Genomic DNA, 15,884 nt, shown 5'->3' with positions numbered 1-15,884 from the left:
TCACGTGTGTCGTCCCACCGGTCACGCGAAACCGCCCGACCGTAGGTACCGGGCCCCAAAGATAAAGGCTCGCGTGGTCGCGGACTGCCCCCGCCGCGACCACGCGAGCCTCAGTCCCCCATTCACCCCCGGGGTGACCCATGAGGGGTAGCCACCCGGCGGCCACACCCACTCGCTGTACTCATCCTTCAGACGACCGTTGGGCGGAACCGGTTTACCCGGCCCGCCAATGTCACCCGATCGGCCTAAGCGCTTCTTCCCTGGAGTACCGGGAGTACGTCGCTGACGACCTCCTCGAGCGTCGACTCGCGGCCGACGTAGTAGTCGCCGGAGCGCGGCCAGTGCGTGACGATGTCGGTGAACCCGAGCTCCCCGGCCCGCCCGGCCGCGTCGGTGAACGCGCCGACGCTGGAGAGGGAGAACACCGGCGCCGAGTCGAGGCTCAGGAACCGCTGCACGCTCCCCTTGTCCCGGCCCACGGCTTCGAGCCGCTCGTCGAAGGTCTTCACGAGCCCCGCGACACCCTTCCACCACTCGTCCTGGGTGTCCGACTTGACGCCGGTGGTGACCCAGCCCGCCCCGAACCGCGCGGCGAGCGTCATCGTGCGCGGGCCGTTCGCGGCCACCAGGAACGGCAGCCGCGGCCGCTGCACGCAGCCGGGCAGGTTCCGCGCGCCCTTGGCCCGGTAGTACTCGCCCTCGTAGTCGAAACCATCGGTCATCAACAGCCCGTCGAGGGCTTCGACGAACTCGGCGAAGCGGTCCGTGCGCTGTTTGACCGACAGTTCCGGGCCGTCGAGGACGGCGGCGTCGTAGTTGGACTGTGGGACACCTGCGCCCACGCCGAGGATGAAACGGCCGTCGGAGATGTCGTCGAGGGTGGTCAGCTCGCGGGTGAACGGCACGGGATGCCGAGCGACCGGTGACGCCACGAAGGTGCCCAGTCTGATCTTCGACGTCACCAGCGCGGCCGCCGTCAACGTTGGCATCGCACTGAACCACGGGCCGTCGACGAGATTCCGCCAGCCGAGGTGGTCGTACGTCCAAGCGTGGTCGAAGCCGTATTCCTCGGCGGCCCGCCATTTCGGCTCGGCCGCCCACCAACGATCTTCCGGAAGGATCACGATGCCTACGCGCACACCCCGGAAGGTAGCGGTGTCCGTCGGACCTTCGCCCGATGGGCGGATGTTCGGGGACAATGCGACGGTGGAAAAACCCCTTCTGATCGCGTCCGATGTCGATGGCACCCTGCTCGGCCCGATGGAGGCCCTGACCGAACGCACGATCGGCGTCGTCGCGCGGGTCACCGAGGCCGGAGTCCCGTTCGTGCTGGTCAGCGGGCGTCCGCCGCGCTGGATCGCCCCGATCGCGAACCCGCTGAACCTGACCGGGTACGCGGTCTGCGCGAACGGCGCGGTGCTGTACGAGGTCGGAACCGACCGGATCGTGGCCGTCCACGGCATGCTCGAACCCACGCTGCTGCACGACGCCGTGAGTGCTCTTGATCACGCTCTTCCCGGCTGCCGGTACGCCGCGGAGCGGATCGGCGAGTCCGCGCTCGACCCGGAAATGCGCAATTTCGTGATCGAACCCGACTATCACAACCCCTGGGGTGACAACGAGGGCACGCAGGCACCGAGGGCCGAGGTGCTCGGGCATCCGGCGATCAAGCTGATGATCAGCAGGCGCGGGATGACCTCCGACGAGATGGCTCTGGCGGCGCGCGAAGTGCTCGACGGCGCAGTCGACATCACCTACTCGACGAACTCCGGCCTGATCGAGGTCTCCGCGCACGGCATCACGAAGGCGACCGGGCTGGCCGAGGTCGCCGAGCGGCTGGGCGTCCCCGCCGAGCGCGTGATCGCGTTCGGTGACATGCCCAACGACGTCGAGATGCTCGGCTGGGCCGGGCACGGGGTGGCGATGGCCAACGGCCACCGCCTCGTCCTGGACGTCGCCGACGAGGTGACCGCCCCGAACTCCGAGGACGGGGTGGCGCAGGTGCTCGAGCGCTGGTTCTAGCGGCGCTCGCGGTCCAGTTCGGCGGCCTCTTCCGGCGTCGGCGCCGTCCCGCCGAGGTGCGCGGGCAGCCACCAGCGCTCGTCGTCGGCTCCCGGCTTCTCCGGGTAGTCCGCCTGGACTCGGTCCACCAGCGCGGACATCCGCACGCGAAGGTCCTTCGAAAGGACTTCGGCGTCTTCTTCGGCCTTCGGGTACATCGGCTCGCCGGCGAGGATCGAGATCGGGACGTGCCGTTTGGTGAGGTCCTTCGGGCGGCCCTTGGTCCACAGCCGCTGGGTGCCCCACAGCGCCATCGGCACGACGGGGACGCCGGCTTCGGCAGCCATCCGGACGGCGCCGGATTTGATGTCCTTCACGGTGAAAGACCGGCTGATCGTGGCTTCGGGGAACACGCCGACGACCTCTCCGGCCTTCAACCGCTCGACGGCTTCCCGGTACGACGCGAGACCCGCGCCGCGGTCGACGGAGATGTGGTGCATACCGCGCATGAGCGGTCCGGCGACGCGGTTGCTGAAGATCTCCTTCTTCGCCATGAACCTGACCAGGCGTTTCGCCGGTTGCGCGCCGAGCCCGCAGAAGATGAAGTCGAGGTAGCTCACGTGGTTGCAGGCGATGACCGCCCCGCCGGTGGCCGGGATGTGCTCGGTTCCCTCCACCCGGATGCGGTTGTCCAGCACCCGGAACATCAACTTCGCCGCCATGATGACGGGCGGGTAAACGAGTTCGGCCATTCGTCCAGGTTACGCTACCGTAGGGTAACCAACCTACGGTCGCGTAGGTCACATGCTGGCTCTGACGCCATCACCCCAGGTCACTGCCCTAAAATACGATCGTGACGCACGAAACCACCGAAATCGCTCTCTTGCCGAGAGGACGGCCCGGCGCTCAACGCCTCTGGGCTTATCTCGCGCTGAGCACGGTTTCCCTGATCAACCTGATCTCCTTCATGCCGAAGTTCCCCAAGCCGCACGAGCAGGCCTGGGGCGACGCGATCAACTACTACCGCATGTCCGAGCAGACCGGGGCGGCCGTCGAGAACCCGTTCGCGCTGCGCATGCTGAGCCCTTGGCTCGTCCATCGCGGCAATCTGTTGACCGGGCTCTCGCTCGACGTCCTCTGGGTCGCCCTCACCTTCGTGGTCACGCTGGCCACGGTCCTCGTCTTCTTCGAATTCCTGCGCTCGTACCTGAAGCTCCAGTTGTTCACCTCGGTGCTCGCCGCCGTCGCGCTGGCCTGCACGTTCTGGTACGCGCCGTACGCCTTCAGCAACCCGTGGCTGGTCGACCCGCTCAACAACCTGCTCTACCTGCTCGCGATCTGGTTCGTGCTCAAGCGGAAGCTGATCCCGTTCGCGATCGTCATCGTGCTGGGCGCGATCAACAAGGAGACGACACTCCTGCTGGCCCCGCTGTACCCGCTCATCGCGTGGACACGAGGCCGTTCGTTCCGCGATCGCGACGTCCTGGGGGGCATCGGCGTTTTCGTGGTCGCCGTCGGCGTCTACATCGGCTACCGGCTCTGGGCGCAGAACCTCATCGGCGGCGACTACGGCTTCGGCTCGGGTCAGTCCAACAGCGGTCTGCTCGACAACATCCGCTTCGCGCTCAACGCGAGCAAGGGCACCGGCCAGGTCGAACTGTTCAGCACGTTCCACTTCTTCTGGCTGATCTTCGGCTACGGCCTCTACCAGCAGTACCGCCGCTACGGCCTGCGCGCGGAACTGCTGATCGCCAGCATCTGGCTGTTCGCCTGCTGCCTGGCCGGACGGCTGGTCGCGACCGACACCGCACGCGTGTTCGTGATGATGGCGCCGCTGATCGTCGCGGTCGTCGCGGTCGTGCTCGACCAGCAACGGAGTGAGGGACGGCGGCTCTGGGTCGGCGCGCTGTTCTTCCTCTACGTCGCGGTGAACCTGCGGTTCGTCGGCGGCGCGGCGGTGTTCTGGGTCGACGCCGTCGCACTCCTGATCTTCGCCGCCCTGGTGTCGTTCCCGACCACGTCACGCTGGGCGCGGAACAAGGGCTTCAACGGCTTCCGGCCGCATCAAGGGACCTTGGACGTCGAAGACGCCAAGTCCTCCTGACGCCCGAAGGTCACCAGCGCCAGGACGACGCCGAGCAGCGTGCAGTACAACGCGATCACCTGGTGCTTGACGTTCTCCAAGCCGTCACCGAGCGCGGCCAGCACGAACTGGCCGGCGGCGACGGCGAGCAGGAAGCCCAGCGCGACGCCCACCGCGTCGCGCCGGGTTTTCCAGCCACGCCACGCGAGCAGGGACCAGATCGGCAGCAAAGCGAAGAAACCCAGTGGCGCCAGGAGTTTCGTGACTGTCGAGGCCACCGGGACGCGGTGTTCCTGCGCCTCGGGGGCGAAGCCTGCCGAGGCGTCGAAGCTGCCGAGGTAGGGCGGCCGCGCGGTGAGCAGATCGCCCGCCGCGCGGTCCAGGATCCCGATGGTGCGCAAGGGATGCGTCGCGAAATACTCGATGACGTTGCGCCTGCTGATCTGCTCGCGGTACTTCGGGTACTCGGGATCCATCGTGGCGGGCCGGGGGTGCCACCAGCCGTTGCCCGCGTACTGGCCGAACGACGCGGGCAGTCCCAGCGCGGCGAGATCGGCCTCGGTGTCGTGCTGACCGTCCACAATGGTCAGGAAGATCGTGTTGAACATGTTGATCTCACGCGAATCATCACCAGGACGCGCGGCGAGTGAACCGTCGGGCAGCTTCGCCGGTTCGACCGTCTGCTGCGCGTACGCCGTACCTCCGGCGAGCGCGCCGATGACGAAAACCACGGGGAGCCAGCGCCGGAGGCCGCGGACGCCGTCCGGGCGGACGAGCAGCACCGCGAGCGCGAGCAACGGCAGGATCATCAGCGTCTGGACCTTGGCGTTGACCGCGATGACGCCGCCGAAGAGCAGCACCGCGAGGCCCGCGTAGCGCCACCAACCGGGCCTCGCGGCCACCAACAGGCCGCCGACGGCGAGCAAGAGACCGAGGAACGCGGCCCCTTCGCCGAGCACGGAAGCGAAGTAGCCGAAGAACGCGGAGTCCGCGACGACCAGCAACAGCCCCACGGTCGCGAAGCCGCGGACGCGGCGCGAGTACGGCAGTCCGACGACGATCAGCGCGACCGCCGCGGCGGCGAGAACGCTGGTCAGCACGCCGAGTACGACCAGGCTGAGCGTCGACTCGAGGCCGAGGAAGCCGCCGATCGACCGCGCGATCCGCGCGAACCAGCTCTGGGTCAGGAGATACGTGGCGTCGCATTCGCCTGCCGGAACGGTGTAGGCGAGATGGACGAACTGTTCCGGCTTGCCCTTCCACGGGATGCCCGCGCCGCACAGCACGCGGAAGCCGTCGCCGTTGTCGGATATCGCGATCGGCCGCGGCACGAGGAAACGGACGAGCAGCACGGTGAGAGCGGCGGCGAACACGCCGAAGCCGAACAGGCGCGAAGGTGCTTCGAGCGCTACTGGCCGGCTGGGAAGGACACGTTCGTCGACACTCACGAAGGGCACGGTACGTGGCGGAAGTCGGGTGAGAAGTCGAGGGCCGACGTGACCGACCGCTCGACGTCGGCCCGCAGGAAGACGGTGAGCCACGACGAGGTTCCTTCACGCGCGAAGGTCGCGACGCGGTACCTCTCCGAGTACGCCGGGTCGATCACGCACGACTGCGTCGACGAGTAACCACTGTCGGTGATGACCGCGATCGTCGGATGGCGCCGGGAGACGACGGCCTCGCCCGCTTCCTCGGTCTGCCCGCGGACGCCGACGATCTGCAGCTGCGTCCCGGCGTGGTACGACAGCACACCGGGCGCGGAAGTGCTCACCACCGAACCGGGCGGCAGATACGCGTCGAGCCAGCGGCCGATCTCCTCCATCTGGGCGCCGTGGTCGTGCCAGGCGCGCACGCGGGCCAGCATGTCCGGGCTGAACACCGAGACCAGTACCGCGAGCCCGGACAACGTCACCGCGGCGGCGGGCATCAGCCGCTGGACCGGCGGCCGCGGGCGCGGGCTCGGTTTCGTGACCGCGGTGAGCACGCCGTAGACCGACACGGCCACCACCGACAGCAACGGCGGGATCGGCGCCAGCAGGCGCCAAGCGGGTCCGGCGTCGCCGCCGAAGAAGACCACGAACCCGGTGAGCGCGACGGCGGTGACGAGCATCAGCCAGGTCAGCGACCTCGCCTCGGCCTCGGGCGGTGTCCGGCCGTTGCGGCGCAGGAGCAGCGCCCCCGCCGCGACCAGGCCGAGCAGCAGGAATCCCTGGTGGACCACCGAGAATCCGGAGAGATACCGCCAACCGTGGTCGATACGCGCGGCGACATCGATGTCGAAGGGAATGACGACCGACGTCGGCAGGACGTGGTCGTAGTAGGTCACCCGCCACGCCGTCCACGGTGCGGCGAAGACGAGCCCGCCGAGCAGCCAGCCCGCCGGTGACCACCAGGTGTAGCGGCCGCGCAGCGCGGCGATGACCAGCCAGCTCCCGACGAGCACCGCGAGCAGCGTCCCCGCCGGACGGGTCATCATCGCGAAGGCGACGAGCACCCCCGCGACGACCGGACGCCGCGCCGCGAGCGAGGCGAAGACGCCGAACACGAGCAGCACGAACAACGGTGTCTCGGTGCCGGATCCGCCGTACGCGGCCAATCCTCCGGCGCCCGCGACGAGCACGGCGGCGGCCACCCCGTAGGCCGGACGAGGCTCCCCCGCCGCCCGCGCGACCACCCGGTTCACCGTCACGTGCGCGAGCAGGACCGCGCCGAGGGTGGCGAGGACCCCGAGGACGATCGCGGAGGTCTCGATATCGGCCCCGAAAGCGGCCTTCGGCAACGCGATCGCGATCATCCAGAGGAAATTCGCGTATCCCTCGATCCGCTCACCGGTGTTGAACACCGGGCCATTGCCGTCGGCGATGTTCTGGGCGTAACGGAAAGTGATGTACGCGTCTTCCGAGATGGTCGAAAACAACAGCTGGTGTATCAGCGAGAAACCGAGAGTCAGCGCCAGCGCGGCGGCGCGCCAGTTCTTGTCCGCACTGATCTCGGGCCAGGCCACGAGGACGAAGGCGGCGACCACGAACCAGGCGCCGACGAGCGCGACCACCACCTGATCCCCACCCTTCCGGGCCGAGCCACTCCCCTGACGAAAAGACTACGGTCAAGTATCGATCACCGCGCCGAGGTGTTTCTTTTGGCGCAGTTAGTTGACACGAATGGGTGAGTTCGGTGTGCGCGGAGTAGGCGTCGTTCCGCCGTTTTCCCCGACGGGATGTGACTCCTTCGGGTAACGGCCCTCGGCCGTTAATCTGACTTCCCATTCCGTTCCGCACCTCGGGGGTTCCGTGCGGATTCCCCACCCCGAGGAAGCCCGTGCCCACCCAGACCTCCCTGCTGGCCGACATCGTCACGGTGTGCGTCGCACTGCTCGTCATCGGCCTGCCCGGCCTGCTCACCGGTCTCGCCGCCGGCCTGCGCGGCTGGGTGCTCGCGGGTATGACGCCGTTGCTGAGTTACGCCATCGGTGGTCTCGCCGGGCCGTGGACGGCCGCGCTCGGCCTCCCGTTCACCCCGGTGACGTACGCGGCGGCGACGGTCTTGTTCGCCGGAGTCGCTCACGGTCTGCGACGGCTCACCCTGCGCCGATGGCCGCCCGCGCCGGAGGAACCGCTGTGGGGACGGGCAGGGCATCTAGCCGTCGGGGCCTGTTTGCTGCTCGCGGCCGCCGTCGGGATGTACGCCGTGGTGCGCGGGATGGGCAGGCTGGACGCCATCCCGCAGGGTTTCGACGCGGTCTATCACGCGAACGGCGTCCGGCAGATCGCCGAAACCGGGGACGGCGGCCTGTTCGGCACCGGCGAGGTCAACTGGTACGGCGACGCGGCGCCGGTGTTCTACCCCAACGCGTATCACCTGCTCGCGTCCGTGGTGTACCTGCTGAGCCCGGCGACCATCCCGCTGACCCTGGACGCGAACACCGCGCTGCTGCCCGCGCTGCTCGCGTTGTCGCTGGTCACGATGGTGCGCGTGTTCCGCGGGCGCGCGGTGCTCGCGGGCGCGGTCGCGCTCGTCTCCATCGCGCCGGTGATGGGGCTGTACGAGTCGATGAGCAGGGGACCTTTGCTGCCGTTCCTGCTCGGTCTGGCGCTGACGCCGCTGGCCGCCGTCGCGGTGAAGCGGTACCTCGACCGCCCGGCGCCCGACACCGGCTTCGTCCTGATGATCAGTGCTGTCGGACTGCTGTGCGTGCACTCGTCGGCGTTGTTCGGCGCGATCCTGTTCGCCGGTCCGCTGCTGCTGCAGCGCTGGCTCGCGCCCGGTGAACGGTGGCGGCGGATCGGACGGGACCTGCGCGCGCTGGCGATCGTCGGCGTCGTCGCGGTCTTCGTGGCGGGGCTGCAACTGTTCGGCGCGATCGGACTCGCGAACGGCGAGGTGCCCTATCGCAGCTGGCCGGTCGAATGGCGGGCGACGACGGCTCTCGGCGCGCTGCTGGGCTTCCAGCACCACGAGCCCTATCCGCAGATGTGGCTTTCCGCCGCGCTGTTGGCGGGCTTCATCTTCTTCGCGCGGGCAGGCGGGCTGCGCTGGATCGGGGTGACGGCGCTGGTCACCGGGCTCGCCTACATCGCGGTGACGTCGTCGGAGCAGCCGATCGTGCTGGCGCTTTCCCGGCCGTGGTGGAACGACCCGTACCGGTTCATGTCGATGGCGGCGGTCCCCCTCTCGATCATCGCGGCGCACGGGCTCGCCGAGACGCAGGCGTGGCTACGGGACACCCTGGTGCACCGGAAGGTGCCCGCGTTCGTCGTCGCGGTGGTGGTGTTCGGCGGATTCGCCTTCCTGAGCAACGGTTTCTACGCGCGGTCCAACGCGGAAAAGATCGCGCCCGGCTACGCGAACACCCCAGGCATCAACCCGCACAAACTGCCGGTGAGCCCGGACGAAGCGGCCGCGATGGAGAAGCTCGCCGAGTTCGCGAAACCCGGCGAGCGCGCGGTGAACGACCGGCTGGACGGGACGGTGTGGACCTACGCGCTGTCGGGCGTCCGCACCACTTCCGGGCATTTCGACGAGACGCTGTCGCCGTCGGACGCGCGGCTGCTGGAGTGGCACTTCCGCGAGTACCCGTCGAACGCCGAGGTGCGGGCGGCCGTGCGGCGGCTGAACGTGCGCTGGGTGATCCTCGGGCAGTACGGCTACCCGCCGGGTGCCCCGCGCCAGGCCGGGCTGCGCGATCTGGACGGTCTGAACTTCGTGACCGAGGTCTACCGCAACCCGGACGCGGTGATCTACCGGCTCAACCCCTGAAGCTTTTAGTCCTCTGGATGCGTTCCTTGCGCGTGCAACTACCGCATCCAGAGGACTAAACGCGGGAAGTGGCGAGGCGCGCCGAGAGGGCGGCGGCGCCGGCGGTGATCAGGTCGGCGACGGTGAACATGACCCGTGAGGCGATGGCGAACGCCGTCGCCTGGACGACGGTGAGGCCCGACGCGGTCAGCACGGCGACCTGCGCGACCTCACGGACGCCGACCCCGCTCGGCAGGATGAACGCGAACGTCCCGACGGTCATCGCGACCGCCATCGCGCCGACACACAGCACGAAGCCGCTGAACCCCGGCGTGCCGACGGAGTTCGCCAGCAGCCACAGGTGCACGCCCTGCAACGCCCACGCCGCCGTCGACGAACCGAAGACCTTCCCCACCACCGACCAGCTCAACCGGTGATCGAGCGGCGGGCGGCGCAGGATGCGCAGCACGAGCGACGTGCCCCAGGTCAGCACCTTCGGATGCAGCATCGCGAGCCCGACCGGGATGAGCACGAACAGCCACATCGCGCGCGGGCTGTTGCTGAACACCGCGGGGGCCGCGAGCAGCGAGACGACCAGCGCCGACACCACGCCGACGCCGAGCTGGATCAGCGAACCGGTGAAGATCCGGGCCCTGGCGAGCCCGGCCTTGCGGCCCAGTTCCATCTGCAGCAGGTACGCCCACACCGAACCCGGCACGTACTTGCCGAGCGAGCCGACGAGGCAGATCTGCGCGCCGCGGGCGTAGCCGATCGGCTTGCCGAGGTCGTCGACCATGACCTGCCAGCCGTAGGTCGACACCATGATCGCGGCGATGAGCGCGAGCAGGCTCAACGTGGAGGATTCCCAGGCGACGTCGGACAACGTCCGCCAGAATTCACCCCAATTGGCGACAAGTGTCTTCGCCGCGAAAGCGATGACCAGCAGGATGGCGACCCAGCGAACGACGTCGAGGACCTTCGCCTTGGTGGATTTCGGTTGCTTTACCGCAACCGGAGACTCCCCTTCGGGCGTTTCGACGGTCGTCACTGAACCTCCTTGCTCGGCCTCTGTCGCCGCTGGTCAGGCCTGTACGGTCACCAGTCGGCTGAACTCGGTCAGCAGATCGTAGCCGTCCCAAATCGCGGAGAACGTCAGGGCCGATCCGAAGGGAACGACACGGTCGACGCCGCGCCCCGCCAATTCCGTCACGAATTGCGTCAATTCTTCTTTGCTGAAGCCGAATTGGCCGACGGTTTGATCTTTGCGGAGCACGATCGGAACGAGGTCGGAAAGCGTGTCCACCCGCGCGTTGGCGAAAGTGCCCGCACCGAGCCATTCGCGCGGGAGGATCGCGGGGTCGGCCAACTCGAGCGTCGCGATGCCGTTGCCCTGGAACTCGATACCGCTGACGAGCCCGTCGACGGCCGCGCCGTACGCCGAAACCCGCTTCTGGACGGCCATCGCGGGCTCGGTGACGTGCTGTTTCGTCGCGAGGACCTCGGCGAGCAGCTTCCGGAACTCCTGCCCTGCTTCGCGAGCGCCCGCTTCGTCGCCGACCCAGAACACCGCGCGCGGTGACGAGCAGGCGGCCTGGTCGAACCAGTACGAGTCGTTGTAGAAACCCTCGGCCGCGCCTCGCCGCTCGGCCTCGGAGGCGTTCTGCCAGCCGCGCACCGACGCGACCGCGAACGAGGACCGGTCCGGGAAGGTCAGGTCGCGCGCGTGCGGCGCCAGCGGGTACTTGCGCAGCGCCGCGACCGAGGCGTCGCCGCCCCAGATCACTCGCAGGTCCGCCGCGACCGACAGCGCGCCGCTGATCGCGTCGCTGCGGTCGTAGGTGACCATGCGCTGGGTCGCGGTGATCGCGGCGGCGGTTTCGGCGTCCACTTCGGACAGTGCGGCGTTGAGCGCCTCCAGCACCGTTTCGGCGGCGCCTGCCGAACGCGAGGACACGCGGACGACGTTGTGATTGCCCGCGAGCGCGGAAAGCGCCCACGAGTACACGAAGATCGTGTCGACGTTGGCGGGCGGCACGTGGAAGACGAGCCCGCGCGGGAAGCGCAGCGCGTCGCCGGAAGTCTCCAAAGTGGACAGTGCCTTGGCGATCTCTCCCTTGCGCAGGAAGAAACCGAGCGACGCCAGTTCCGGGAAGCGGCGGGCGGTCGCGGGCGCGAGCAGCTTGCGCGCGAACTTCGTCAGGAACTCGACGACGCGCGGGTCTCCGACGCGCAGCCGTCCGCCGACTGGCTCGGCACGCAGCTCTTCGACGAGCTTGTCGACCTCGATGGCGTCCGAAAGCGGGAAACGCTGGTTCAGGCTCATGCCGCCGCCCCCTGGAAGGTGTCCGAGCAACCGCGGGCCTCGGCCTTGGGCAGCCTGCCCATCACCGAGAAGTGCTTGCCCGGCCAGTCGCCGTCGTCGATTCCGTTGTAGACACCGAGGTCTTCGGTGAGCAGGACGTGCCCCGGGTACGAATGCGGCAGCGTGCTGACGACCTCGATCACGCCGGGCTCGCCCACGGGCTGCTCTTCCCACGTCTCCGGGTTCCGGATCACAATGTCGGCGAAATCGGGGCAGTACAACGAGTTCCCGGAAGGTCCTTCGAGGAACACGGTGCCGATCTGCTCGATCATCCCGTAGTAGTTGTGGATCCGGGTGAGCCCGGTGTCCGCTTTGAAGCGGCGGCGGAACTCGGTGTTGTCGACCGCGCGGTCGATCAGTTTCTTCCAGCCACCGGAGTGGATCAGGATGCCGTTGGACAGGTCCAGCTCGTGCTCACGAGCGACCTCGTAGAGGTACTGCCACACCATGAAGGTGAAGCCGAAGATCAGGAACGGCTTGTCGCCGTAGTTCGCGAGGAACGTCTTGACCGCCTCGACGTCCGGCTGATCGTTCTCGTCGAGCACGTAGGTGTGCTTGCGGCCGAAGTTGGCCATGCCCAGCACGCCCGCGCCGCGCGCGGAGAACGAGCGGCGGTTCTTGATGATGCCGATCGTGTCGACCATCAGCATCGGCAGGCGCTCGTTGCCGAGGACCTCCTGCAGGGTGGCGCCGAGCTGCTTGGTCTGCGCGCCGGCGGCGGCCTTGTCCAGGTAGATCCGCGACGCGCCCTCGCCGGTGGTGCCCGAGGACGTCAGCGTCTTGAAGATCTCGGACTCGGGGATGCTGCGCAGGTCGTGCGTCTTGAACATGCGCACCGGGAGCCACGGCAGGTCCGCGATGGAAGCGAACGACGCGTCCCGCGCGATACCGAGCGACGAGAGGATGCGCTCGTAGCCTTCGGAGTTCTCGCGGTGGTGCGCGGTCAGCTCGGCGAGCTGCGGAAGCAGGTGCTTCTCGCGCTCGGCCTGAGACAACGTAAAGACGCTCATACCTGGGCCTCCAGCGACCGGTAGTCGATCTTGCCGCTGGCGAGCAGCGGCACGGTGTCGATGGGGCGGACGTCGAACCCGCTCGTGTGCAGGTGCAGCCGCTCGGACAGCGCCTTCGACGCGTCCTTGCAGATGTCCTTGTCGGCGCCTTCGGCGAACAGGACGACCTTGTCCCCGGCCGCGACGGCGGCCACGACGTCGATCCCCACCGAAGCAGAACGCACGGCGTGCTCGAGATCATCCAGGCTGACCCGATTGCCGAAGACCTTGCCGATCCGCTTGAGGCGTCCGGTGATGTAGAGGAACCCGTCCTCGTCGAGGTAGCCGAGGTCGCCGGTGGCCAGTACGCCACCGTATTCGTCGCCCGCGGCCAGCCCGGCCTCGTCTTCGGCGTAGCCCATCATCACGTTGGGACCGCGGTAGACGACCTCTCCGACGATCTTCGGATGCTGGGTCTCGGAGCCGTCCTCACGCCGGACGGCGAACGAGCCGCCGGGCAGTGCGGGCCCGGCGGAGCCGAGCTTTTCCGCGAGCCGCTCCGCTGGGACGGTGGTCATCCGCGGGGCGGCCTCGGTCTGCCCGTACATGACGAACATCCGCCCGCCGACCTCGCGGATCTTGTCGTTGAACTGGGCGACGAGGTCGTCGCGGAGCTTGCCGCCCGCCTGGGTCAGCGTGCGCAGCGTCGGGTACTTCGCCGGGTCGAACTTGAGGCGCCGCAGCATCTCGTAGTGGTACGGGACCCCGGCGAGCGACGTCACCTTGTACTCGTTGACCGCGTCCCAGAAGCCGCGCCCGAGCACGCCCGAGGGCTCGATGACCACGGTCGCGCCGCGGACGAGGTGGGAGTTCAGCACGGACAGGCCGTAGCTGTAGTGCAGCGGGAGACTGGTCGGCGCGACCTCGTCGCGGTCGATGCCGAGCACCTGCGCGATCGCGTCGGCGTTGGCGTAGACGGCGCCCCGCGAGAGCCGGACCAGCTTCGGGTTGCCGGTGGAACCGCTGGTCGGCAGGAGGACCGCCAGCTGGGGATGCGGCTCGACACCTTCGGCGGACTCCCGGACCCAGTGCCCGTCGGAGACGCCGTAACCCTCGGGTGCGGGCGCGTCCGGCGCCGACAGCACGGCGGCCGGGCGGAAACGCTCGATGAGCCCCGCCAGGACGTCGGCGTCGAGCGCCGGGTCGATCAGCGCGATCGCGCGGCCCGCCTCGAACGCGCCGAGGTAGTTCAGCACGCTGGGCAGGTCCACCGACATCCGCGCGAACAGCGCGCCCGGCGGCAGCAGCGACAACGCGGCCCCCACGCGGGTGACCTCGGTGTCGAGTTCCTCGCCCGCGAGCGTCTTGCCGCTCGTGACGTCGATCAGTCGCGCGCCCACACCCAACAGGGTCATTACAGAACAAGTCCTCCGTCGATGCCCAGCACCTGGCCGGTGATGAACGAAGCGTCATCACTGACGAGGAACCGGATCGCGTTCGCCACGTCCTCGGGCGTCCCGAGCCGTCCGAGGGGGGTCTTGCCGATGTTCTCGGCCTTGGCGTCCTCGGTCAGCCCCGAGGTCAGGTCGGTTTCGATGACGCCCGGCGCCACCGCGTTGACCCGGATCCCGGACCGGCCGAGTTCCTTCGCGGCCGATCGCGCGATGTTCGCCACCGCCGCCTTCGAAGCCGCGTACACCGTCTGACCGGCGCTTCCGTGCTCGCCCACGATCGAGGCCAGCACCACGATGGCGCCGGTCTTCTTGCGCATCATCGCCCTGGCCGCGGCCTGGACGGTGTGCAGCGTGCCCGCGACGTTCGTGCTCAGCGTGGTGTCGACGAGTTCCTCGCGGATCATGCCGAGGAGCGCGTCCTCCATGATCCCGGCGTTGGCGACCACGATGTCGAGCTTGCCGTGCTCCTTGGCCACACCGCGGACGAGCGTCGAGACGGCCTTGGCGTCGGTGACGTCCAGGGCGAGCCCGCTCGCGGCACCCGCGGCGGCGGCCGCTTCCTTGGCCTTGGTCTCGTCGCGGCCGGTCAGGACGACGGTGGCGCCCGCTTCGGCGAGCGCCCGCGCGGTGGCCAGGCCGATACCTCGGGTACCCCCGGTGACCAGGGCGATCTTGCCGTCCAACATCACTTGGACTGGAGGTCGGTGACCATGTCGACGGCGACCTTGAAGCTGGACATGTCGATCACCTGGTCGGTGTCGAATTCCACATCGAACTCGTCCTCGATGGCCGCGACCAGCGCCATGTGACCGACCGAGTCCCAGGCCTCGATGTCGCGGTACTTCAGGTTTTCGACGTCGACCTCGCCATCGAGGTCCAGCGCCTCGACGAAGACCTCACGCAGCTTGCCGGCGACTTCCGCCATCGTTGTACTCCTAGTGCTAGTCGCGCGGACGGGCGTCCCACGCCTTCACCAAGGTAGAGAGGTCGCCGGGCAGCCGGTCGGCCAGCCCGTCCTCAGGGAGACCGGCCTTACCCTTCAGCCACGGTCCCAATGCCTCGATGGTGGCCTCGTCCAGGCCCCGGCGGGAAAGTCCCACGGTGTTGACGCCGGTCACCCGCGCGGGGTTGCCGACGGCGATGGTGAACGCGCCCACCTCCTTGCGGACGGCGGAGCTCATCCCGACCATCGCGCCGGGGCCGATCACGACCCGCTGGTGCAGGATCGCGCCCATGCCCAGGTTCGCCCCGGCCCAGATGTGGCAGTGGCCACCGGTGATCACGTTCGAAGCGACCGTGACGGCGTCCTCGACCAGGCAGTCGTGGGCGATGTGGGAGCCGCGGAGGAAGTAGCCGCCGTCCCCGATGGTGGTGGTGCGCCAGGTGCCCTGGTGGACGCTCACGTACTCGCGGATCCGGTTGCGGCTGCCGATGACCACGCCGTGGCCGTCGTGATCGGGATCACCGTTCGGCGCGGACTCCCAGGCGGCGGGGTGCTCACGGCCGCGATCCTCGCCGGGGGTCCCGATGGTCACATGCGGGCCGATCCAGTTGCCGTCACCGATCCGCGCCGGGCCCACGATGACCGTGAACGGTCCGATCACGTTGTCTTCACCGAGCTCGACACCCTCGCCGATGACTGCTGTCGGGTGGATGCGGTTCACCACGTGAGATCCGTTCGTTGTGGCTGGGAGGCAGCCTGGGGTAATGGGCGCTTCGGCGGTCCCGGTAACGTGTGGCCCGCGCCAGAGAGGGCGGCC

The 15,884-nt window shown here is 68.6% G+C and carries 14 protein-coding genes; 3 read left to right on the top strand and 11 right to left on the bottom strand.

Features of this window, described 5'->3' with window-relative positions; translation table 11 throughout:
• Positions 1–245: 245 nt before the first annotated feature.
• Entirely contained in the window at positions 246–1,139 is an 894-nt protein-coding gene (locus HDA45_RS22160; protein WP_184898292.1) for an LLM class flavin-dependent oxidoreductase, read from the bottom strand.
• Between the two features lie 46 nt (positions 1,140–1,185).
• Between HDA45_RS22160 and HDA45_RS22155 the strand changes: the two genes are divergently transcribed.
• Positions 1,186–2,022: an HAD family hydrolase gene (locus tag HDA45_RS22155; RefSeq protein ID WP_184898290.1), complete on the top strand. Its 837-nt coding sequence runs from the start codon at positions 1,186–1,188 to the stop codon at positions 2,020–2,022.
• Here the strand turns inward: HDA45_RS22155 and HDA45_RS22150 are convergent.
• Complete coding sequence (locus tag HDA45_RS22150) at positions 2,019–2,753, bottom strand: lysophospholipid acyltransferase family protein (protein ID WP_184898288.1); 735 nt, start codon at positions 2,751–2,753, stop codon at positions 2,019–2,021. The two genes, HDA45_RS22155 and HDA45_RS22150, sit on opposite strands and share 4 nt — an antisense overlap.
• A gap of 101 nt (positions 2,754–2,854) precedes the next feature.
• Between HDA45_RS22150 and HDA45_RS22145 the strand changes: the two genes are divergently transcribed.
• Positions 2,855–4,105, top strand: a complete 1,251-nt coding sequence (locus tag HDA45_RS22145) for a hypothetical protein (protein ID WP_184898286.1) — start codon at positions 2,855–2,857, stop codon at positions 4,103–4,105.
• On the opposite strand, the gene wsfD is transcribed toward HDA45_RS22145, so the two are convergent.
• Together wsfD and HDA45_RS22135 are read right to left on the bottom strand one after the other, a co-directional pair.
• Positions 4,066–5,532, bottom strand: coding sequence for a glycan biosynthesis hexose transferase WsfD (wsfD, locus tag HDA45_RS22140; RefSeq protein ID WP_184898284.1), 1,467 nt, complete (start codon positions 5,530–5,532; stop codon positions 4,066–4,068). The genes HDA45_RS22145 and wsfD overlap by 40 nt on opposite strands.
• A complete protein-coding gene (locus HDA45_RS22135) occupies positions 5,529–7,139 on the bottom strand; it encodes a hypothetical protein (RefSeq protein ID WP_184898282.1) in 1,611 nt (536 codons plus the stop codon). The genes wsfD and HDA45_RS22135 overlap by 4 nt, the downstream gene beginning before the upstream one ends.
• Positions 7,140–7,402: 263 nt before the next feature.
• On the opposite strand from HDA45_RS22135, the gene HDA45_RS22130 reads away from it, so the two are divergent.
• The gene (locus HDA45_RS22130; protein WP_184898280.1) at positions 7,403–9,340 is read left to right on the top strand and encodes a DUF6541 family protein; all 1,938 of its coding nucleotides are present in this window, start codon (positions 7,403–7,405) and stop codon (positions 9,338–9,340) included.
• Between the two features lie 55 nt (positions 9,341–9,395).
• On the opposite strand, the gene HDA45_RS22125 is transcribed toward HDA45_RS22130, so the two are convergent.
• The 7 genes from HDA45_RS22125 to HDA45_RS22095 are packed head-to-tail and all read right to left on the bottom strand — an operon-like array spanning position 9,396 to position 15,791.
• Positions 9,396–10,367 (bottom strand): lysylphosphatidylglycerol synthase domain-containing protein, encoded by a 972-nt coding sequence (locus HDA45_RS22125; protein ID WP_184898278.1) that lies wholly within the window; start codon positions 10,365–10,367, stop codon positions 9,396–9,398.
• A 33-nt stretch (positions 10,368–10,400) separates the two neighbouring features.
• Positions 10,401–11,642: an acyl-CoA reductase gene (locus HDA45_RS22120; RefSeq protein ID WP_184898276.1), complete on the bottom strand. Its 1,242-nt coding sequence runs from the start codon at positions 11,640–11,642 to the stop codon at positions 10,401–10,403.
• Positions 11,639–12,691 carry a LuxE/PaaK family acyltransferase gene (locus HDA45_RS22115; RefSeq protein WP_184898274.1) on the bottom strand — a complete coding sequence of 351 codons (1,053 nt, stop codon included), beginning with the start codon at positions 12,689–12,691 and terminating at the stop codon, positions 11,639–11,641. The genes HDA45_RS22120 and HDA45_RS22115 overlap by 4 nt, the downstream gene beginning before the upstream one ends.
• Entirely contained in the window at positions 12,688–14,085 is a 1,398-nt protein-coding gene (locus HDA45_RS22110; protein WP_184898272.1) for an AMP-binding protein, read from the bottom strand. The genes HDA45_RS22115 and HDA45_RS22110 overlap by 4 nt, the downstream gene beginning before the upstream one ends.
• On the bottom strand, positions 14,085–14,810 hold the full coding sequence (locus HDA45_RS22105; protein WP_184898270.1) for an SDR family NAD(P)-dependent oxidoreductase: 726 nt from the start codon (positions 14,808–14,810) through the stop codon (positions 14,085–14,087). Before HDA45_RS22105 ends, HDA45_RS22110 begins: the two co-directional genes overlap by 1 nt.
• The gene (locus HDA45_RS22100; RefSeq protein WP_005149592.1) at positions 14,810–15,049 is read right to left on the bottom strand and encodes an acyl carrier protein; all 240 of its coding nucleotides are present in this window, start codon (positions 15,047–15,049) and stop codon (positions 14,810–14,812) included. The genes HDA45_RS22105 and HDA45_RS22100 overlap by 1 nt, the downstream gene beginning before the upstream one ends.
• 16 nt (positions 15,050–15,065) lie before the next feature.
• Positions 15,066–15,791: a UDP-N-acetylglucosamine acyltransferase gene (locus HDA45_RS22095; protein ID WP_184898268.1), complete on the bottom strand. Its 726-nt coding sequence runs from the start codon at positions 15,789–15,791 to the stop codon at positions 15,066–15,068.
• Between the last annotated feature and the right edge of the window lie 93 nt (positions 15,792–15,884).

The organism is Amycolatopsis umgeniensis (assembly GCF_014205155.1).
Lineage (GTDB): Bacteria > Actinomycetota > Actinomycetes > Mycobacteriales > Pseudonocardiaceae > Amycolatopsis > Amycolatopsis umgeniensis.
This window is presented reverse-complemented; position numbering and strand designations above follow the sequence as displayed.

Excerpts from the sequence above, each read along its gene's own strand:
- HDA45_RS22120 (WP_184898276.1), bottom strand. The coding sequence starts at position 11,642 with ATGAGCCTGAACCAGCGTTTCCCGCTTTCGGACGCCATCGAGGTCGAC.
- HDA45_RS22115 (WP_184898274.1), bottom strand. The coding sequence starts at position 12,691 with ATGAGCGTCTTTACGTTGTCTCAGGCCGAGCGCGAGAAGCACCTGCTT.
- HDA45_RS22100 (WP_005149592.1), bottom strand. The coding sequence starts at position 15,049 with ATGGCGGAAGTCGCCGGCAAGCTGCGTGAGGTCTTCGTCGAGGCGCTG.
- HDA45_RS22150 (WP_184898288.1), bottom strand. The coding sequence starts at position 2,753 with ATGGCCGAACTCGTTTACCCGCCCGTCATCATGGCGGCGAAGTTGATG.
- HDA45_RS22110 (WP_184898272.1), bottom strand. The coding sequence starts at position 14,085 with ATGACCCTGTTGGGTGTGGGCGCGCGACTGATCGACGTCACGAGCGGC.
- HDA45_RS22155 (WP_184898290.1), top strand. The coding sequence starts at position 1,186 with ATGTTCGGGGACAATGCGACGGTGGAAAAACCCCTTCTGATCGCGTCC.
- HDA45_RS22105 (WP_184898270.1), bottom strand. The coding sequence starts at position 14,810 with ATGTTGGACGGCAAGATCGCCCTGGTCACCGGGGGTACCCGAGGTATC.